The organism is Rhodococcus sp. DMU2021, from assembly GCF_019641445.1.
Taxonomy (GTDB): Bacteria; Actinomycetota; Actinomycetes; order Mycobacteriales; family Mycobacteriaceae; genus Rhodococcus; species Rhodococcus pyridinivorans.
This window is the reverse complement of the sequence record NZ_JAIFKB010000022.1, coordinates 18393-34701: the sequence shown is the minus strand read 5'-3', so window position 1 is coordinate 34701 and position 16309 is coordinate 18393. Positions and strand designations below refer to the sequence as shown.

Below are 16309 nucleotides of genomic sequence, written 5' to 3'. Positions count from 1 at the left end.
AGGAGGATTCATGCCCACGCTGTCGCCGCTCCACGCCATCCTCAGTCCCGTTGCACTGCACGCATCATGGAGGAACTGGCAAGACCGCACAGAAAAAACGGTGGTCGCGGGAGTCATTCGCGTCGATCGACCCACCCCCGATCTGACGCAACGCATCCGGCCGCACACAGCCGTTGTGACATATCAAGGCATAGATGGCCACACCACGACAGTCCCCTTCGAACGTGACCACACGCAGCGCGCCGAAGCGGTAGTACTCGATGCGTTCGAGCACTTCTATGCGCTCGCCGAACAATCCATCATCCGCCCCGCCTTGTACATCGACCATTCGGGAGTCCGCGCCGAGACACGACGATGCGCTGCGAGCTTCCCCGCAGTCGTCCTCACAGCGAGTCCGCTCGGCTGCCTTTCCGAACTCTTCCATGCCGCCGGACGCGCTCTACCCGAGGTACCGAAATCGTCGAAGAACCCCGACCCGACCCGCAGCGGCAAACCGGAGTCGATTCTGCAGGTCGCCACCGACGCGTCGAAGCGTCGCGGCCGCGCCGGTGTCGGCATCAGCGCAGTGGACGCCGCCGGCAGGGTCTACGTCGACTACCTACCCGACGTGGAGAGCATCAACTTGGGTGAGTGCCTCGCGATCGAGATGGCGGTGCGCCGACACACTGGCCAGCTGGAGATCCTCACCGACAGTCTGCACGTCGCTACCTACCTGCAGAGCAACGATCCCGACGTCCCCCGTTGGCTCATTTCGAGTCACGCCGGCCGAGTCCGGGCGCTGAGGGAGAAGCTGCAACGGACCGGAAGCACGGTGCGCTGGGTCCGTGGTCACGATGGGCATCCACTGAACGAGGCGGCCCACCGGGCAGCGATTGCGGTGCGCCGCAACAACGAGTTCGACGTTTCTCCAACCGTCGCGTCGGACATGTACCGGAGGATCGGTGGTGACGCAGTTCAGTTGGTCGCTGCATGAACCGTGACTACAGGTCTGCGGCGTCCAACGCCGGGGCGGTTGCGGCAGGCTGGACCACGGAGTGTGCGCGAGGTGCCCGTGAGGGTGCCGTGGGAGTCGGCTCCGGAGCGACGACGGGCGCCGCAGCGGGTGCTTCCGGGTCCTCGACAACCGCCTCGTCTGCTGGATAGAACGCGACCGCAGGCAGCTTCAACCCCATCTTCTGACTCAGGTACGCCGCCAGGTCCGCCAGCTCCGGTGCGGCCGCATCGGACCCGGCGGCCGCCGCGAACACCGCCGCTAACAGCTCGTACATCCCCGGATCGGCACCGACGAGAAGGCGAAAATCCTCCTGCCGCGCAATTCCGAATGCGAGGTGCTGCTCCCCGCCATCGGGAGCGTCCACGCAGCGCAAAGCGCCAGGTACGGCCTTCGATCGGAGATAAGGCCCCGGGGTGGCGCGACCGGCGACACTCCGCAGCCGGGTCGCGGCCATCTCGAATACGGACTCAGCTTTGGTCATCTGCGCTCCTTCCAATCGGTGGTGCGGCACAAGCTATCGGTCCGGTTCACCAGCTGCCGGTCGGAGCTGATGACCAGTGGGCACGAGGCTCGGGCACCGCGCCGATCCTCCATCGCGGTTGGCCTCACCGAGAATGTCTACTACTATTGGACGTGCTGGCGGCTGGTTCATCCACGTCGTGCGGCCGCGTCTCCCAGAGAGTCGCGCTACCTATGCACCCCTCCCTCGCGGCGGGTGTGTGTGGGCAGATCCGATAGAGCGTAGTGAGCGTCGGCCTTGCCGGCGCTCCTCCTTTTTGTTCAGGTAGATAGCCTTTTTCATCAGAGTGGAGAAGGCGTTTGCCAGGGTGTCCGCGTCCACACCCAGCGGATCCGGGGACAGCGAGACCGGCCAATCACACCGGCCATCGACGTCGATCCGGGCCCACACCTGACTCGGAGATGCCCGATGACGCCCCGCGCATCCATGCTCACACGCGCCGCCACCGCTGCACTCACCACAGCCGTCGCAGGCGCAACCAGCCTCGGCGTCGGCGCGCTGGCCGGCCCCCCGGCATACGCCGCTCCCGGCGACTGCTCCCCCGCCGAAATCATCGCCGTCCCAGGCACCTGGGAGACCAACAAGAACGCAGACCCGAGTACGCCCGTGGGGATGCTCAAGACTGTCACCGACAAGGCCGCCGCCAAGTCCGGCGGCACCATCAGCTCTCTCTTCCCCGCCTACGAAGCCACCGCCTTCGACCAAGGCGTCGGCTACGCCGACAGCAAGGCCGACGGCGTCGCCGCCGTCAGCACCGCACTCAAGCAGCGCGCCGCTCGCTGCCCGTCCACCCTGTTCGGACTCACCGGATACAGCCAAGGCGCTGACATCGCCGGCGACATCGCAGAACAGATCGCACAAGGCAACGGTCCGATCCCCGCATCCAGACTGCGCGCCACCGTCTTGATCGCAGACCCTCGCCGCGGTACCCCCGGGGAAACTGTCGTCGGCCCGAATCCGCCCGGCCACGGCATCGCCGGTCCGCGTACCGACGGGTTCTCCGGCATGAAGGTCATGACCATCTGCGATCCCGCCCCCGACCTTTACTGCGCCACCCCGGGCGACGACGGTCTCCTCAGTGGCATCGGATCGGTGCTCGGCAACGTCGGGCTGGCAAGCAGCGCCGACGACGCCCCCACCAACCCTGCCGACACCGCCACGGCCACCGATCTCGCCCATCTCAACATCGACGGCCTCAAGACCGCATCCACTCGCATCCAGACCGCACTCTCCTCCGGGGACACCGCTGGCGCGCGCACGATCGCGACCCAAACACGCAAGGACAGCCAGCTGGTCCGCAGCCTCGCGCAGAACATCAGCAACGGATACGCCGCCGCCACCCTTACTGACTTCTCCCAGGACACGGCCCAGTACCGCGCCAGCACCGTCCTCAACACAGTCCGCAGTGTCGACATCGACAACCTCTCAAGGATCCTCGACAGCCTCGCCGACGGAGCCGAGAGCCTCGGCGCAAATCAACTCATGGGTTCCGCCGCCGACCTCGCCGAAGTTCTCGGCCCGCTCGCAGGACTCGGCGGTAGCGATGTCACCGCGGCCGCACGCATCGTGCGTGGCATCCAACCGGTCTCTCTGCTCCGCCAAGCCTCGGTCACCTCGGGCAAGGTCGCACGCATCGACTTCCAAGGCATCGTCAACGACCTGACCACCTTGGGCTCGCTCGCCGCCGTCGGCGACTTCCCCGCCATGCCCAACATCGTCAACGCCCTCAACGCCAAGCTCGTCGGCATCGTCGAAGCTGTCGACTCGGTCGATCTCGACCCGCTCATTGCGATCCTGCAGACCATGCCCACCGGGTCACCCGAAAGGCTGGCCGGGGATGTCCTCAAGGTCATCAACCGCCTCGACCTGACCGCACTCGCTCAGAACGTCGCTCTGATCGTGAAGTACGTGATGAGCGGTGACCTGCTCGCGATCCCACCGCTGATCCTCGACACCCTCGCCACCGCGGCCGACACCAGCGGGATCCTCGACGGCGTCGACCTCGGCGCGGTGTCGAACCTCGCCACCTCGTTCAACGTCGCCTCCGTCACTCGCTCCGCGACCCGAGCCATCTCCTTCTATTCCGGTGGTGCGCACCAGAACTACGGCCAGCTCGTCGTCGACTCCCGCGGCCGTGACGCACTGAGCTGGACCGCGGACTACTTCACCAGCGAACTCGCAGGCCGCAATTCGACCGCGACGACCACCAAGAAGACACCGGCAACGACATCTGCAACACCGTCACCGACCGTCTCTACCGTCGAGGGTGAGCCCGCAGCCGCGGGCAACTGACCAAACAGAAAGGCGCCGGCCATGTCCGCGATACTTCACGCGGGCGCGATCGTGCTCGCGATACTCATCAGCATCGCCCTCATTCAGACCGCGCTCGCTGTCCCCACGTGGTGGGTGGCGCTGATGATCTCCGTAATGATGAACGTCCCGGTCGCACTTCTCGCCTGGGCAGAGGCGCCGCGATGGCTCATACCCCTCCCGCTCGTGGCGATACTCGGGGTGCTCGCCTACTTGCTGTCCGCCGTTGCGCTCGACCAGCATCGCAGGTTGCAGCACCTTCGCCGCGAGCGGGACAACGCCCGGCGGCATCTCCGCCGACCCGAGCGCGTGGAGACTGTTGCGCCAGCCGCGCCCAGCGAAGCGGCACCAACTGGCTGGTGGGACGCTCCGACTGCAGCAACTCCGGTCGCAGACATCGACCATGACGCTCTCGTCGAAGACTTACGCGACGGCGGCAGTAGCACCGACGAGACCAAGCGGGAGTTCGACGAGCTGATGCGCCGCAACTTCTCCGCCTGACAGATGATGAACGAGAACGGATCCGGGGGGCAGATAAGCCGGACGCCAGGTCGCAGGTCCGATCCCCGCAGGATCCGGATCGAATCAGTGCAGTCGCCGGATCTCGGCCCAGTCTCCACAGACAACACACGCTCCCTCCTGGCCTCGACTGAGGCCAGGATTTTCGAGGGGTCGGTCTTCAACTGCCATTTACACGTGAGCCTGTCCCCAGGGCCGGACTTCGGGGAGATCACCTGATGGTGAACTCACCGAAGGTCCGGGCCGAGACCGCATGGTCACGGCAGCAGGAAGATGCCGTTCACGGAACAGGATTCGGGCGGATTCGCCCCGATCTGACGGACATACGTCCCGCTGACTGTGCCGACACCGATCCCAGTCGTGGGAATCATGATTCCACCGTTCTCGGCTTTTCCCGGGACGTGGGAGTGTCCGATAAACGGTGGATCCGGCCTGGCATCGGTTAGTTGATGCGTCCTTCGAAAGTGATCGCGAAGGCATTGAGGGCAGGCTTCCACCTCATCGCCCATCGTGCCCTACCCCGACCGGTGGGGTCCAGAGCCCGCGTCGCGAGATAGAGACACTTCAGCGCGGCCTGCTCGGTCGGGAAATGCCCACGGGCGCGGATCGCCCGCCGGTAGCGGGCATTGATCGACTCGATCGCGTTCGTCGAGCAGATCACCCGCCGGATCTCGATGTCGTAGTCGAGGAACGGCACGAACTCGCTCCAGGCGTTCTCCCACAACCGCACGATCGCCGGATACTTCGGCCCCCATTTGGTGGCGAACTCGACGAACCGTTCCTTGGCCGCGGCCTCGGTCGGAGCGGTATAGATCGGCTTGAGATCGCGGGACATCTCGTCCCAATGCTGACGTGGTGCGAACCGAAAAGTGTTGCGGATCAGGTGAATGATGCAGGTCTGCACCACCGCCAGTTCCCACACCGTATTGATCGCATCCGGCAGACCCTTGAGCCCGTCGCAGACGACGATGCACACATCAGCGACTCCGCGGTTCTTGATCTCGGTGAGCACCGCCAGCCAGAACTTCGCACCCTCCCCGCCGTCGCCGGCCCACAACCCCAAGATGTCGCGTTCGCCATTGACGCTCACCCCGATCGCGACGTAGATCGGTCGGTTGGTGACCTGACCGTCGCGGATCTTGACGTGGATGGCGTCGATGAACACCACCGGATATACCCGATCGAGGGGCCGGTTCTGCCATTCGGTCATTTCCTCGAGCACCTTGTCGGTGATCCGGGAGATGGTGTCCTTCGACACCGACGCTCCGTAGATGTCCTGAAAGTGCGCCGAGATCTCTCCGGTGGTCAGCCCTTTCGCGCTGAGGGAAAGCACGATCTCGTCGATGCCGGTCAGCCGCCGTTGCCGTTTGCGCACGATCTTCGGTTCGAAGCTCGAGTCGGTGTCCCTCGGGACGTCGATCTCGACCGGGCCGATCTCGGTGAGCACCGTCTTCGATCTGGTGCCGTTGCGGGAGTTGCCGCTGCCGCGTCCGGCCGGGTCGTTCTTCTCGTAGCCGAGGTGCTCGGTCATCTCCGCATCCAGGGCGGTTTCGAGCACGTTCTTCGTCAACTGCCCGAGCAGTCCGTTCGGGCCCATCAGCTCTATGCCCTGCTCTTTGGCCTGGGCCAGCAGCTGCTGCGCCAACTCCAGCTGGTTCACCTCGTCCGCCATGGGCTCCAGTGTTTCCGTCATGGTCGATCCTTCCCGCCAAGCTCGCTGCTCGGCGTGTCAGGCCAACCCGGATCCACCGTTATTCAGACAGTCCCCGGGACGTCGCCGTTGAGACTTCCGGTGCCGACAGAGCTGACATGCACACCCGTCGGAATCGGGTTGTTTGGATCGGCGATGAACACACCGCCGGCGACGGCGACCGGCGCTGCGGCGCCCCCGCCGGGAGCACACGAATTCGTCGTCGGTCCAAGGGATGTCGCTGCTCCGGCAGTTCCTGTGTTGAGCAGTCCGACCGCTGCAACGGCCGCGACTGCCGAGGCCGATGCCCCGAGAATCTTCTTGTTCATGTCATTTCCTCCGTGCCTGGTGAGGTTCGATCGACCTCGATCCGAATCTGACGCAACCAATGGTGAAACGAGCCGAGGGTGGTGGGGCAGGTAGTCCACTACGTCACTTCGCCTCACAATCGCGACACGAGCGCCCGGCGGTGGAACAGCCGCCAAGGGGCGTCGAGGGGATCGGGCACACTCCGAAGTTCAGTGGCATGCGAAATGCACATGGAACCCTGAGACAGGGTGGCGCACGAGTACGGAGTGTCGAAGTCGCATCGACAGCTGTTCAAACTGTAGTGGCATCTGTCGGCTGAGGATGGTAGCTATGCCGACGAGCCACGGTGGTCGCGCAGCACACCGTGAGTGGCCTGCCGTTGGGTCGGGTCGCGTCCTCGAACCGATGTGCAACGCGTACTTCCGATTCCGTCCGGGTCATCCTTCTGGGGGTAGCCGTAGCATTTGCCGAAAATCGGGCGGATATGGCGTAGTGCCCGGTCGGTGATCCGCTCGGCCTGTTGGGTCGAAACGATCGTCTGTCTCGCCACCGGCTCCTGGCGGGCGCGGCGTATCCGCCCAGCTCGCCGACGATCCGATTCGGGCCAGAACTCGTGTGGGACGTAAGGGCCCGCAACCCAAGGTTGTCAGGAAGTGCAAAGTAGCGGGATCCTGACGACAGGCTGGTGAATTCTCAGGCTCGTGGTGCAGCACTGCTGACGATGCGGTGGATGGTGGAGCGGCCGACGCTGTATTCCTCGGCCAGGTCCGCCAGGCTCGCGTCGTCGGCGGGGTCGTGGTAGCGGCGGTGGATTGTTTTCCGTGCCGTGAGAGGAAGTTTCGGCTGCTTGCCCTTGAGCCTGCCTTTCGCGCGGGCCTTGGCCATGCCCTCGCGGGTGCGTAGGTGGTTGAGGTTGGCCTCGAATTCGGCGACCATGGCCAAGGTTTGCAGGAAGAGCTTGCCGAACGGGTCGTTCCAGTCGTAGATCGAGCTCCCGAGTCCGAACAGCACCTCGCGCTCGCGCAGTTCGGTCAGGGTCTGGCCTGCTTCGGCCATGTTGCGTGCGAATCGGTCGAACTTCGGCGTGGTCAGCACTACCTGTCGCCCGTCGATGGCCGCCGCGGCGGAGGTGACGGCGGCGAGTGCGTTGTCGAGCCCGGCCCGGTTCTTGCGGGTGGTCCCGGAGAACCCTTTGTCGATGAAGATCCGCTCACGCGGCACTCCGAGCGCCAATAGCTGCTCGGTTTGGATCTCGACGTCTTGTTCGTCGGTGGAGCAGCGGCAGTATCCGACGCGGAACGGCTCACCCATGCCGAAAGTGTTCCAGATAGCGGGGGCTGACCGGCACAGTCAGCGGAACACCTCTACGGAACACCGGTGAGCTGGGCCGACGTTGGCTCTGCGTGGTGTTCCGGTGGCCGATCCGGTTACGGAACAGGTCAGGGGGTGTTATCGGTGTGTGGGGGTGTGTTGTGGGTGAGGGCGTGCTGGTGGGCGGTCCGCAGGATGGCCTCGGTGGGAGTGGTGCCGCGTAGCTGGTAGGCGTCGGGTCCGAGCCGGTCGAGGTCCGCCCCGAGCTCACGTGCGTCGATGGGGTGGCGGGCGCAGATGATCAGGAGCCGGGCGTGGGTGGCGTGGGCGAGTTCGGCGGCGTGGTCGACCACACGGTAGGAGCGGTCGGATCCGTCGGTGTCGACGATGATCGTGCGATAGGCCGTCATGACGGGCGTCTTTCACGAGAAGGGAGCGTGTTTTGCGGGGGAAATGGTCGAGATGTATCGGCGGCGTGGTGCGCGGCCGGGGGCCAGTACTGCCAGCACGATCGCCCCGACGGTGGTGAGGGCGGCCAGGGCGAGCGCGGCCTGGCCGCTGCCGTGCACGAACGCGGCCTTGGCGAACTCGGCCAGCGGTGCGGCCACCGGTCCGGCCTGGTCGGCGACCTGCAGCGCCGCGGCCAGGGAATCGGCGACCGGGCCGCGGGCGGGCTCGGGCAACTGGGGCAGGGCGGGCTGGATGCGGTGGGTGTAGCCGGCGGCCAGCACGCTGCCGGCCACGGCGATCCCGATCGCGGCGCCGATCTCGCGGGCGGCGTCGTTGACCGCGGCGGCGACCCCGTGTTTGGCCTCGGGGGTGTCGGCGACGATGGCATAGGTCGCCGGCGCGGTGCACAATCCCAGGCCCGCGCTCATGATCAGCAGCGGCCACAGCAGGTCGAGGTAGTGCGCGGCGAGTGTCAGCCGGCTCACCAGCACCAGCCCGGCGGCGATGGTGAGCAGGCCGGCCACGGTCATCACCCGTAACCCGACCAGGCTCGACAGCCACGGCGCGATCACCGAGATCACGACCAGCGGCACCACCATCGGCGCCAACGCCAGCGCCGAGGCCAGCGGCCCGTAACCGAAGACCAGCTGCAGGTACTGCACAAGCAGCAGGAATACCCCGAAGGTGACCAGGAACTGGATGGTCACCGACAGCGACCCGGCACCGAAACCACGGCGGGCGAACAACCGCACATCCAGCAGCGGCGCCGCCGAGCGCAGCTCGACGACCACGAAGGCCGCCGTCGCGGCCACGCCGACCCCGGCGGCGGCGGCGACGAGCGGGTCGGCCCAGCCGCGCGCGGGGAACTCGATCACGGCGAACACGATCGCCGCGACAGCGACCGCCACCGCCACCGCGCCCACCCAGTCCACCTGCGGATGCTCGCGCTGGCGGGACTCGGCGATGGTGCACGCCAACCCCGCCAGCACCGCCCCGGCCACGGTCAACCCTACGAACACCGATAGCCACGACCATCGTTCGAGCAGCACCCCGGCACCGAGAATCCCCAGTATCGCCCCGGATCCGGCGACCCCGGCCCATATCCCCACCGCCCGGCCGCGATGAGCGGGGGCGAACCCTGCAGTGAGGATCGACAGCGTCGAGGGCATCACCAGCGCGGCGCCTGCCCCGGCCAGCGCGCGCGTCGCGATCAACCAGGCCGGGTCGGACAGCAGCAGCGGCAGCGCCGAGGCGGCGGCGAACACCACCAACCCCACCACCAGCACCACGCGGCGCCCGTAACGGTCACCGACGGCGCCGGCGGGCAGCACCAGACACGCCAGCACCAGCGTGTAGCCGTCGACGATCCAGGTCAGCTGGGCTTGGGTGGCCCCGGTCGCAAGCGCGATCTGCGGCAACGCCGAATACAACGCCGCCATCGCCGCGACCACCAGCGCCACCGCCAGGCACGACACCGCCAGCATCCACCACTGGGCCCTGGTCCAGCGGGCGATCTCGACAGTGTCCGTTCCGGGTGTGGCCACCGGCACCTCCCCGACTTTGAAGACCAACGGTATCTGTACGAGACCATTCGTATCATAGTGGTTGGGGGGTGGGATAGAGTTCACCCATATCAAGAGTTCAACGACACGAATTCGGAGGAAGGCGCGTCCATGACCGACTCAGGCCCGGCGGCGACCGACCCGCTCGCCGCGGACGACGAGCAGGCCGATCCGCGACTGGCGCGCTCACGCAACCGGTTGCTCGACGCGGCCACCCATCTGCTGTCCACCGGCGGTGTCGAGGCGGTCACCGTCGAGGCGGTCACCCGCGTGTCGAAGGTCGCCCGCGCCACCCTCTACCGGCACTTCGGCAGCACCACCCAGCTGCTCGCGGCGACTTTCGAACGACTACTTCCCCAGGTCGACACACCGACCGGCACCGGGCCCGTGCGTGAGCGGCTCCTGGCGCTGCTCGCCAGCCAGGCCGACCTCATCGAACAGGCTCCGGTGCAGATGACCACCCTGGCCTGGCTGGCGATGGGTTCCATCGGCGAGGACCACCCCGACCCGGCCGCGGTCACCTCGCTGCGCGCGCGCGTCATCGAGCAGTACCGCCACCCGTTCGACCAGATCCTCACCAGTCCCGAGGCCCGCGCGATGCTCGGCGAGCTCGACACCACCTTCGCCATCATCGAACTCCTCGGCCCGATCGTGTTCGCCCGTCTCACCGGATTACGCAGCATCGACCACGACGACTGCACCCGGCTCGTCGACAACTTCCTCACCGCCCACCGAACACCCACGCCAGCAGACACCGCTATCGACATCGCCACGCCGTAACCACGGGCCCCGGTTCCGCGCGGTCAGAACAAGGTGTCGCGCACCCGCAGCGGCCGGTACCCGGTCGGGCCCAGCTGGGCCAGCTCGGCGTCGATGTCGACCTCGATCGCGCCGAAGAAGTTGATGTTGGCACTGTGGGCCGGGCTGATGTGGGCCAGGACCTCGTCATCGATACGCTGCCCGGTCCGGCGCATCTGCTCGACAGCGAACCCGTAATACTCTGTGGTCCAGGCGATCACAGCGTTGGTCGTCAAGGTCAGGCACCAGGCCTGCTCGGTCTGGTCCTCGAGGTGGCGCGCCCGGATCATCCCCTCATGGGCATAGAGCAGGTCGCGGCGCAGCGCGTGCAGCGACTCGCCCTTGTTGAGCTGCCGCGAGATCTTGCGCCGGTAGTCCGGATCGGAGAGGTATCTCGCGGCGTAAATGGTGCGCCGCAGCGCCCCGTACTCCTTGAGCGCCGCGGCCAGGGTGTTCTGCCGCCCCGACGCCGACAGCTTGCCGACCAACAGCGACGCGGTGGCGTGCCCGAACTTCAGCGATCCGGCCAACCGCAGCAGATCGTCCCAGTGCTCGGCGATCAAACCCAGGTTGGCCTTGCGGGTCATCAGCGGGCCCGCGTGCGGGAACCGGGCCTCGGCCTCGGCGCGCGGGCCCGGCCGGTACAGGGTGATCCGCCCCAGATCCCGGATCCGTGGCGAGAGCTGCATCCCGAGCAGGTCGAACAACCCGAAGTTGACCAGGGTGACCCCGTGGGTGTCGGTGGCGTGCTCGGTGATCGGCAGATCGGTGGCGTTGCCCAGGATCTCATCGAGCACGTAGTGGGCTTCGCGTTTGGTCGCCACGATGACCTTGGTGCCGTAGGTGGCGTGGGTGTCGCTGACATGGGTGTAGGTCGACAGGCCCTCGCTGGCGAAATAGCGGCTCAACGGCCGCGCCGTGGTCGACTTACCGCGCGTCGGGAAACGCTGCCCGTCGCTCGACGACAGTGTTCCGGCGCCGAACACCGCGGTCAGCGGCAGCCGCTGGTGGTAGCCGACCAGTACCAGGTTGGCCGCGCGCAGGGTCTCCTCGCGCACATACCACTCGTCGGTCCAGGCCAGGATGTCGTAGGTGATTCCGCACGCCTCGGCCATCCGGGTCAACCCCAGGTTCGTCGAGTGCGCCAGCAGTACCGCGATCAGGTTGCGTTTGAGCTCCGGCGTCCGGGTGGCCTGACCGCCGGCGTGGGTGAAGCAGTCCAGGTAGCCGGTGCGTTTGTCCAGCTCGATCAGCAGCGACACGATCGGCGCGAACGGCAGCATTTCGGTCAGCTCGGCCTTGAGCGTGATCGCCTCGGCGGGAACATCTTCCGCGCTCAGCGGCGAGATCACCAGATCCCCGCCCTCGTCCAGCCGGACCGGGCCGTCCCCGCCGGCCAGCACCTCCTCCAGCTCACCGAGAGCGTCGTGCAGTTCGGCGACCACGGTGGCCAGCGCGACGCCAGGATCGGCGGATCGCCCGACCAGGCCGCAGAACTCAACGCGTTGCGGTTCCCACTGCCCGGTGGTGAGCAGGTAGGCGGCCGGGTCGGCGTAACGGCGCGAGCCCGGCACGAACACATCCCCGCTGCGCAACCCGTCACGCAATCCGAGCAGCACACACAACTCCCAGTAGTGCCGATACGCGGTCGCGCTGCCGGATTTGCGGGCCTCGTCGAGGTAGCCGCGCCACTTCATCGGCACGAACCCGGTCGGGGCGTCATCGAAGACCTTGCGCCGCCCGGTCGCGTTCAACTCGCGCAGCATGTTCACCGCGATCAGCAACTCGGTCGCGGCGGTACCGCCGCAGAAGCGCACCGCTTCGAGCACCGCGGGGGTGAACTGACGCAGGTAGTTGTAGGAGGAATCCAACGCCGCCAGATGCCCGTGATCACGCGGCAACCTGGGCTTGGCCTGGGCGATCGCCGCGCGCAGGCGCTCCCACCCGATCTTCTCGCCGCGGATCAGCGCACCGATCTCCTCATCCGGAACGCCGGGGTCGGTGACGATTTCCAACAGATCGTCCAGCAGCGCCTGACGGTCCTCTCCAGTCTTTCCTCGTTCGGCCAGCCGCTGCTGCATCTTCCGTTCGGCAGCACCGAATTTCACCGAGATCGCCTGATCGAACAACGCCACGACCTCATCGAGGACATCGGTGCCGGACTGGGCCAGCACCGTGAGCAGGATCGGATACCGGCGTTGCGGATCCCGACGTTGCAGCGCTTGCGGACTCAGGCGCCGGCCCATCGTGGCCAAAAACCGGCGCCGCTCGGCGGGCAGCACCGACATATCCAGCCGATCAGCGCCCAACCCGCGCAGGAAACCCAGCTTGTCGACCTCGGCGCGGACCGCGGCCGCCGAGGCCTCCACCGGCCCGGTCGACAGCCACCGCAACCGCGAGATCCCCAGCGAAGCGTCGGTGACAAGCAAGCCGTCCAACTCCGCGCACCGCGCCGCAGTGAACTCGTGAGCGAGCCGGTCATAGGTTTCGGTCTGGGCCTGGTGGCGGGCGTGGGCGACCCGCTCGACCACGGTGACCGGGCCTGGCCGGATCACCTTCGCCGAGATCAGATACTCACACGCCAGCCGGAACAGCAGAGTCGGGGAATCGTGCTCCATCGCCCGCGCGAGCAGGAACTCATCGAGCTCCTTGAACTCGAGCGCACCGACCGCACGCCATCCCAGGTACCGCGCGGCCAGGCGCACATGCTCGGTGCGGGTCTTGGCTCGCCTGCCGTAGGCACCGATCACCACCGGATCCAACCGCAACTGCTCGGCGACACGAGCCACCGCCACCGGCGGAGCCGTGACCAGCCGATCCGGCACGAATCCCAGCCACGGCAGCGTACACAACGCGATCGCCAAGCCCAGCCGCTCGGCTGGGCCCCGGCCCCGGCCCGGATCCACGAACGCCAGATCCGCAGGCGTCAGCGTGAAGTACCGGAACAGCTCCTCGCGGCTGATCTCCGGGAATCCCCGCAGTCGTTCCAACTCCTCGTCCGCGAACATCCGCGTCGCCACGACCTCAGCCTCCACCAGCACCGACCAACATCATCATCGGCAGTCAAGCACCAACCAGTCGACAGTGCATGCCGAACTCGAAACCCCGTGCCCACCAGTCGGATACGCCAAATCCGCCCGATTTCCGGCGGATGCTACGGCTACCCCTTCTGGGCCCTCGTCACGGATGAGGGCAGCGAGCTCGGTTCGGCTGGTGACGCCCAGCTTGGTGGCAGCACGGTAGATATGTCCTTCGACAGTGCGTACCGACATGGTCAACCGGTCGGCGATCTGCTGGTTGGACAGTCCATGGGCAACGAGGGTCGCGATCTCGCGTTGCCGACCGGTCAGCGGCAGCGGACGGTCTGCTTCCAGCAACGCCGGCGTTCGAAGTCCTTCGCAGTCTTCCGCCAACCGGTGTGCTCGTGTCGCTGCCGCATGCGCCGACCCGCGCAACTGCTGGCGGAAGAACACCCCCGCGGCCTGAGCGGCGGACTCGGTAGCGGCAAGCAGATCTCCCCTCTGCTCGAACTCCTCAGAGACCACGAGCAGGCCGGGCCCGTTGCTGGCGGCCAGTGCCGCAGCCTGCGCGGCCGCCGCGCTCGCCCGTGGCCCCTGCACTGTGCTGGCCAGTTCGGAGAGCCGGAGCGCGACGGTGTGGTCCCCGAGACACACCGCCGTGTGCAACGCGTACACCTCGTATGCGCTCTGCCTCGCTTCTGCCGCGATGTGCGCCGCGTCATGGGCCAACGCGATGGCTGCGCTGACCGTCCCCTCCGCAGCCGCAACCCGGGCACGAACGATGAGCAACTCCGGGGCAAACACTGTCGAGTAGATGTCCCGCTGGGACTCGAGAAGAGACAACTCCTGCGCCGCGGCAACCGGTTGCCCAGACAGTGCTAGCGCATGGGCAAGGTTCAGACGGCAGATATTCCGCCATGCTGCGTGCTGAATCGAGCCGAAGCCGCCCAAAGCATCACGGAGCCGGCGCTGTGCAGTGATGACCCGTCCACGCGCCAGCGCGGCGCAGCCGAACAGCGCTGTAGCCGTCCACTGGCCGAAACCCGGCGACTGCCAACTCTCGTCGCGACGTGTCCGCGTGACATTCTCCGCTTGGTGGGCGTAGCCGCCGACCCCAAGAACGTGCATTTCGACCAGGGCCAGGGTCGGGCGGAGCATCCGCACAAGGGGCTCCCTAGCTGCCGCCTGATGAGCACGCTCGGCCCAGGGTCCGATCTCGTCGACCCGCCCCAGATTGCCGAGTCCGGCCATAACTCCCCAGCCGGCAAGAACCACCGAGGAATCGGGCAATTCCGCATGCCCCAGTGCGGACTGTCCTACGGCGATCGCCTCCTCGAACTGGCCGAGTCCCGAGAAAAATGCTGCGCGCAGCGCATCGAGCACCGAAGTCAATCCGGCCGTTCGAGCCTGCTCTTCGATACCGTCCAGAGTGATCGCGGCGGCGTCGGTCCGCCCCAGGTTCCAATAAAGATTGATCGCCCGCGACACCGCGATCTGCACCCGCTCGAAGTCGGTGGTAACGCGCCCGGCGAGCGTGGCGGCTTCGTGCTCGAATTCGGTCGCAGCGTTGCACTGCGCCAGGGCGACGAGGAGCCGGGCGTGGGATTCGGTTTCCCCGCCGGCGACCACAACTGCCCGGAACAATCGGGCGGCCAAATCGAAATCACACAGCGCGAACGCCCGGTCCGCCGCGGCTACAAACAACTCCGAATCCCCGGGCAGATCCGAGTCCAAGGTCAGCACCGCCCGCCGCAGCAGGAACGACCCGCCGTCATCGGTGTCGCCGAGGGCTTGGGCAAGGCGGCCACGCAACTGCGCCGCACGTAACCGGCCGGTGCGCAGCCGGCGCACCTCCCCGTATAGCGGGTGTCCGAGCCTGGCCTGCAGCGCATCGTCATCGCCGCTCACGCTGATCACTCCCCGCGTCTCCGCTTGCTCGACCGCAGCCGGAGCCGTCAGCCGACTCAACGCTGTCACGGGTAGCGGCTCTCCGAAAGCAAGAAGGTCCACCACTTCCTGCACCGATTCCGGCAGGGTGCCCATCCGAGTCTCGAGCAACTCGGTCAGGCCCTGCGGCACCATCGACGGTCCCTCCCAGCGCCACACCCCGCCGTCCTGCCGCAGCCGTCCGGCCTCGAGTGCTCCGTCGACCAGCTGCCGCAGATACAGTGCACTACCTCGCGACAGGTCGAACAACCGTCCCGCCGTGACGGAGTCGACTTGCCCGCCCAGGACCGACTCAAGCAGCATTGCAGTTTCCTCTTCTGACAGCGGTTGCACCTCCAACCGGTCCAGATAGCGGTCCTTCCACAACGCGGTGATCGCGTCCGGCGCCAGCTCATCGCTCCGCAGCGTCACCACCACAGCGGCGGCGCACCGCACAGCAAGATGGTGTACGAGGAGCGCCGACATCTCGTCGAGCTGGTGGGCGTCGTCCACCACGATCACCACTTCACCGGCGCCCCGACCACCGGTGAGCGCAGCGGTGGCGCGCTGCAGCACCTGCCCCGCATCGTCACCCGCTACGTCGAACAGCCCGGCGAACGCGCCGAATGGTAGCGTCCGCGCCGACGCGGTCGCCGGCACCCACCACACCGCGTGGCCGCGCCGTGCCGCTCCTGCCATCGTCTCTCGGGCCAAACGGGTTTTGCCCACTCCCGCGGCGCCCGCGAGGACGACACCGCGCGGTCCACTCTTACGCCGTAGCGCTCCCTCGATGAACTGCATTTCTTCTGCCCGGCCGGTCAGCGGCCATGCCCTGCCCATAAATAGAGCGTAGAAGCGGCACGTCGCCTCTCAGGGAGCGATTCATCCGATAAACGAGTC

General features: G+C 66.8%; 12 protein-coding genes. 4 read left to right on the top strand and 8 right to left on the bottom strand.

The window, feature by feature from the left end; genetic code table 11:
• The first annotated feature begins 175 nt into the window (after window positions 1-175).
• On the top strand, window positions 176-973 hold the full coding sequence (locus tag K3M35_RS22645; protein WP_175428118.1) for an RNase H family protein: 798 nt from the start codon (window positions 176-178) through the stop codon (window positions 971-973).
• 7 nt (window positions 974-980) lie between these two features.
• Here K3M35_RS22645 and K3M35_RS22640 read toward each other — a convergent pair whose 3' ends face one another.
• The gene (locus K3M35_RS22640) at window positions 981-1475 is read right to left on the bottom strand and encodes a hypothetical protein (RefSeq protein WP_138845859.1); all 495 of its coding nucleotides are present in this window, start codon (window positions 1473-1475) and stop codon (window positions 981-983) included.
• A gap of 447 nt (window positions 1476-1922) precedes the next feature.
• Here K3M35_RS22640 and K3M35_RS22635 point away from each other — a divergent pair, with 447 nt between their 5' ends.
• Window positions 1923-3806 (top strand): cutinase family protein, encoded by a 1884-nt coding sequence (locus K3M35_RS22635; protein WP_138845858.1) that lies wholly within the window; start codon window positions 1923-1925, stop codon window positions 3804-3806.
• A gap of 21 nt (window positions 3807-3827) precedes the next feature.
• The gene (locus tag K3M35_RS22630) at window positions 3828-4325 is read left to right on the top strand and encodes a hypothetical protein (RefSeq protein WP_138845857.1); all 498 of its coding nucleotides are present in this window, start codon (window positions 3828-3830) and stop codon (window positions 4323-4325) included.
• A 460-nt stretch (window positions 4326-4785) separates the two neighbouring features.
• On the opposite strand, the gene K3M35_RS22625 is transcribed toward K3M35_RS22630, so the two are convergent.
• The 5 genes from K3M35_RS22625 to K3M35_RS22605 all read right to left on the bottom strand — a co-directional run bounded on the left by K3M35_RS22625 (window position 4786) and on the right by K3M35_RS22605 (window position 9647).
• Window positions 4786-6036: an IS256 family transposase gene (locus K3M35_RS22625; protein WP_220666998.1), complete on the bottom strand. Its 1251-nt coding sequence runs from the start codon at window positions 6034-6036 to the stop codon at window positions 4786-4788.
• Between the two features lie 62 nt (window positions 6037-6098).
• Window positions 6099-6362, bottom strand: coding sequence for a hypothetical protein (locus tag K3M35_RS22620; protein ID WP_220666997.1), 264 nt, complete (start codon window positions 6360-6362; stop codon window positions 6099-6101).
• 673 nt (window positions 6363-7035) lie between these two features.
• Window positions 7036-7653 carry a recombinase family protein gene (locus K3M35_RS22615; RefSeq protein ID WP_006553200.1) on the bottom strand — a complete coding sequence of 206 codons (618 nt, stop codon included), beginning with the start codon at window positions 7651-7653 and terminating at the stop codon, window positions 7036-7038.
• Between the two features lie 128 nt (window positions 7654-7781).
• Window positions 7782-8063, bottom strand: a complete 282-nt coding sequence (locus tag K3M35_RS22610) for a universal stress protein (protein WP_225623914.1) — start codon at window positions 8061-8063, stop codon at window positions 7782-7784.
• A 12-nt stretch (window positions 8064-8075) separates the two neighbouring features.
• Window positions 8076-9647, bottom strand: coding sequence for an MFS transporter (locus tag K3M35_RS22605; protein ID WP_039583601.1), 1572 nt, complete (start codon window positions 9645-9647; stop codon window positions 8076-8078).
• A 129-nt stretch (window positions 9648-9776) separates the two neighbouring features.
• On the opposite strand from K3M35_RS22605, the gene K3M35_RS22600 reads away from it, so the two are divergent.
• Window positions 9777-10445, top strand: a complete 669-nt coding sequence (locus tag K3M35_RS22600) for a TetR/AcrR family transcriptional regulator (protein WP_039583585.1) — start codon at window positions 9777-9779, stop codon at window positions 10443-10445.
• 23 nt (window positions 10446-10468) lie between these two features.
• On the opposite strand, the gene K3M35_RS22595 is transcribed toward K3M35_RS22600, so the two are convergent.
• Window positions 10469-13483 carry a Tn3 family transposase gene (locus K3M35_RS22595; RefSeq protein ID WP_039583599.1) on the bottom strand — a complete coding sequence of 1005 codons (3015 nt, stop codon included), beginning with the start codon at window positions 13481-13483 and terminating at the stop codon, window positions 10469-10471.
• A gap of 33 nt (window positions 13484-13516) precedes the next feature.
• Window positions 13517-16249 (bottom strand): LuxR C-terminal-related transcriptional regulator, encoded by a 2733-nt coding sequence (locus tag K3M35_RS22590; RefSeq protein WP_138845854.1) that lies wholly within the window; start codon window positions 16247-16249, stop codon window positions 13517-13519.
• Window positions 16250-16309 lie beyond the last annotated feature (60 nt).